This is a genomic window from Flavobacterium gelidilacus DSM 15343, from assembly GCF_000422685.1.
In the GTDB taxonomy this organism is placed as follows: Bacteria; Bacteroidota; Bacteroidia; order Flavobacteriales; family Flavobacteriaceae; genus Flavobacterium; species Flavobacterium gelidilacus.
This window is the reverse complement of record NZ_AUGN01000035.1, coordinates 1-4,334: the sequence shown is the minus strand read 5'-3', so window position 1 is coordinate 4,334 and position 4,334 is coordinate 1. Positions and strand designations below refer to the sequence as shown.

The 4,334-nt window shown below is 37.4% G+C and carries 1 pseudogene; it reads right to left on the bottom strand.

What is annotated here, in order from left to right:
• Positions 1–4,334: pseudogene (locus tag G507_RS17780) on the bottom strand (hypothetical protein); the annotation flags it as partial.

The window sequence follows — 4,334 nt, the reverse complement described above, 5'->3', positions numbered from 1 at the left end:
GTTACCACAACTGAATACTCTCCTGGTGCAACAGTACTTATTGTATAAGTAGCATCAATAGCTCCTGATATAGCCGATCCGTTTAATGACCATTGATACTCATATCCTGAACCTGCTGGTATGCCACTATCTAATGTTAAACCACTAATTAAATCTCCTGTGTTAAAATCAACACAAATCGTTTCGCTTGGAGAAGTAATTACTGGCTCTGCTAACAACTCTACATTTAAGGTAATCTCAGCTACATCATAACACTCTTCTGTTGTGTCTAATGGATCATCATTCGCTCTTTCTACTCTAATGTAAATAATCTGAGGATTTGATGTGTTCTCATAAGCCGATATGTTGGCAATAGGATTGTCTCCAGTGGCTTGATCTTGTGGTGTTAAGTGATAACTGATACTTACTGGTGGATTTGTTTGTGCTCCTAATATATCCGACTCAACAGCCGTTAAATCAAACTGCTCTATTCCATCATTAGCATTGTAATAATCACATTGTGTAAACGTATCTAAAATAGCTTGTGATATCGGATTAGCAATCGCTCTTAATTTTACCATTAACGTTACTTCTGCTAAAGCATTCACACATCCCGTTGTGTTGTTTACTACTCTTGGATAAATAAACGCTGGATTTACTGTGTTTGTATACATATCTGACAACAACCCTGTTGATGTTCCTACTTGTGCATTAGCTTGTGTATCATAATAAGTAACCGTAAAATCTGTCGTTGCTTGACCTGTATTTGCTGTATCTAATAATTGAACATTATAACTACTCAACATAAAAGTTGCAAAACCATCCGTATCATCATCACAAATTACATACGTAGTATCTACAACTACTGGTAATGGATTTACAATTAATTCTTGTTCTACCAATCGGTAACATCTCTCTCCATAGAAATCTATTCTATTGTTCATCACCTTAATGTAGATGATTCCAGAACCTTCATACGTTGTAGGATTTAAAATCTCATTTGTCCCTGCATCTGCATCTGCCTGTGTTGGATAATACTCAAAGGTTAAATTTGGATAGTTGTTTTGTATATAAGTTATGTTGGTTGTTAAATCAAATTGCTCTGTACCAATCATTGTTTGATCATCATCACAAGACACTAAAGCTAGTGGATCTGTTCTTGGTGTTGGCAATGGCTCTACTCTAATGGTTAAAGTCGTAATGCTTTTACATCCATCTTCACTAGTTACCACAACTCCTAAGGTTTGAACCGCTGCAATGGCATTTACATAAGCTGTTGGATCTACAATAGCTCCTGTTCCCGCTTGGGCTTGGGCTAAACTTGGGTAATACGTTATGGTTGATCCTGCTGTTCCATTGATTAATATCTGAGCGTTCATAACCGTTAAATCAAAAGTCGTAAACTGATCATTCGGCAAACCTTCATCACATAAAGTAAGTCGGTTGTTTTGATTTCTAACATCTACCGGTAAATTGATAATTAAATCAAAAGTAGTTGTTGCGCTACATCCTGTTGCTGGATCTGTAACCACAACCCATATTGTTTGCAAGTTTGGTCCTCCATAGAAATTCGCTGTATTTACTATTGCTGCTGTTCCATTCATTGCATTAAGAGCCGTTGTGTAATAACGTATCTGTAAAGGTGTTATCGTATTAGCCGCTAAAATGATTGGATTTTGCTGTGTTAAATCAAAATAAGCATATCCATCATAATTCGTATCACAAACTATTAAATCATCTAATGTTGGCATGATTGGCGCCGGATGCGCAATTAACTGAATCATCTCAATGGTGAAGCATCCTGTTAAATTATTCACAGCTAACACATAAATAATTTGATTGAAAGCATCTATATTATCGTATGCTGCCGGATTTAGAATTGGATTCGTTTGGTTTTGAGCATCTACATCTGTTTCGTAATACGATAAAGTAACATCTGTTGCTCCATTTAACATCGCTGCTTCTAGAGCTGTTAAGTCAAAAATCGCAAATCCATCTTGATTAGCACCACACTCCTCTACTGGTGGTGGAACTACTAATACTGGTAATGGCTCTACACGTAAATCCATAATCACAGTATCAAAACAGCCCGTTATGCCATTCTCTAGTCTTACGAAAATAGATTGTGCATTTGAAGTGTTACAATATGGTGAAGGCAATGCACTAACTCCTGCTATAGCATCTGCTTGCGAGAAGTGAAAAGTAACAACCATGTTCGTCTGTCCGTTTACAATAAGCGGAATTTGACTGTTTAAATCAAAACATTCGCTTTGATCTCCTGGATTGTTTACATCACACAAACTCATCGTAATATCTTCTGGTACAGGCATAATTGGCAGTGGATTTACCACTAACTCAAATGACTCTACCGAATAACATCCCGTTGCATTATACGCAACTCTAATGTAGACCGTTTGAGGGTTTACTGTATTTGTATAACTTAAAATATTGGTAATGTTTGGTGTTCCTGCATTTGCATCTGCTTGTGTTAAATGGTACGTGATGGTTACCGTAGTTGGATCAATACCATCTAAGACCTCTGTCTCTACTTGGGTTAAATCAAACTGAGTGAAACCATCTGCTACTGCATCATCACATTCTTGCAATGGTGCTGCTGGTGATACAATCTCTGGTGTTGGATTTACAATCAATAACAATTCTGTGTAATTTGTACATCCTGTTGAAGCATAACTTACACTTACATAAATTGTTTGTTGATTTACATAAATATTATTATAAGGAACATCTGTAATTGGATTTGTTCCTAATAAAGCATCTTCTGGTGTTTCATGGAAAGTAATCGTTACTCCTGTTGGTGTTGGTCCTCCAGAAATATCATTAAGTGCATCTTGAAGGGTAAATATTCCAATACCATCATTGTTTGGATCACAATATGTTAATGGTGTTGGTGTATTAGCAACTGGTCCTTGTGTTACATTTAACTGTACCGTTGTGGTGTCATAACATCCCGTAGTAGCATTCTCTACTCTTACAATTACAACCTGACCATCTGTTCCTATATAAGGTGTTGCTGCTGATGATGCAATGGCATTTTGAGGCACTTGCGCATCTGCTAAAGTTTCATAATAAGTAACTGTATAACCTGGCTGACCACCCGTTACAACTGAATCATTGAACGTTAAATCAAATGGTGCCTGAGTTAAATTAACGCCATCACTACACCCATTCATATCCGCTAAAGGAATCATCGGTGGTAATGGGTTTACAATCAATTCAACTGAAGTAGTATGAATACATCCTGCCGCATTTTCTGCCGTAATCCAAATCGTTTGTTGGTTTGGACTTGATGTATTTGAATAGGCCGCTGGATTTGGTATTGCATTTGCCGTATTATTTGCTAGCGCATCTGCTTGGTTTTCATAATATGTAAGGGTTAAGCCTAGTGCACCACCTGTAATGTCAGCGGTTAATGTTGCATTGGTTAAATCAAATACTTCAACACCATCTGGTGAAGCATTAACATCACACAACTCATAATCCGTTACATTTTGATTCAATGTTGGACGCTCATCAACCACAATGTTAAAAGGAATTACTGTGTAACATCCTCCAGCATTCTCTACTCGAATGTGTAGTATTTGATTCAGATTTATACTATTGTAAGATAAAATTTGAGCTGCTGTTAAGGCATTTGATGGAAAGTTTGCATCTGCATCTGTCTCATGAATTGTAACAATTAAACTAGGATTACCTCCTTGGGCTTGGTTTACTGCACTTGTCAAGTTAAATGTCGCAAGACCATCATTGTTATCATCACAAACATTAATGTCTGTTATGGCATTGGCTACTGGTGCTTGTAATACAACCACATCTTCACATTGTGTTAAAGCCTCTGTACAAGCCGGTGTAGTGTTTGTACTTACATCAACCAAACAATACGTCCCAGCAACTGTAGCCGAAACCGTAGCCGTTCCTGTTGGACTTAATGTAACTGGCGTTTGAGCAGTTCCATCTATAGTGTAATTTACTGTCGCATTTGCTGTTCCTGTAAAAGTAACTACAGCCGTATCGCCATCACAAATTGTATCTCCAGTGATAGAAGCCGTTGGTAAAGGAATTACTGTAATAGTAACACAATCCGTAAAAGCTTGAGTACAAACTGGTGTCGAATTTGAAGCAGCACCCACTAAACAATACGTTGATGTTGCAGTAGAACTTACCGAAGCATTTCCTGATCCATCTAATACAATCGTACTAGAAACTCCATCAATCGTGTAAGTAATCGTAGCATTTGCCGTTCCTGCAAAATCTATAGTAGCAGAGGTACCTGAACATATAGAAGGTGTAGTAGTCGAAATTGAAACCGTTGGTAATGGATTAATTGTTACGGTGGC